This is a genomic window from Pseudomonas sp. HMSC063H08 (genome assembly GCF_001813645.1).
In the GTDB taxonomy this organism is placed as follows: Bacteria; Pseudomonadota; Gammaproteobacteria; order Pseudomonadales; family Pseudomonadaceae; genus Pseudomonas; species Pseudomonas aeruginosa.
On the sequence record NZ_KV813574.1, the window covers coordinates 1 to 254 of the forward strand.

Sequence of the window (254 nt, forward strand, 5' to 3'; positions counted from 1 at the left end):
GACAACTTCGAGCAGACCGTCCTCGATCACATTGGCGCCACTCAGTTCCTTTCCCGCTCGACCGGACTCTGGACGCTGCGGCTGATCCGTGACGACTACGACGTCGCGACGCTGCCCGTATTCGATGAGGACAGCGGGCTGCTCGGGATCGACGACGACAGCATCACATCGCTCGACGGCACGGCGAACCAGTTCGTCGTCGTCTGGCATGACCCCATCACAAACACCGACCGGCGTGCCCGTGCGAAGAATGC

Annotated in this window: 1 pseudogene; it reads left to right on the forward strand. The window is 62.6% G+C overall.

Annotation, left to right across the window (positions count from 1 at the left end):
• Positions 1 to 254 (forward strand): annotated as a pseudogene (locus HMPREF2924_RS26725) (hypothetical protein); the annotation flags it as partial.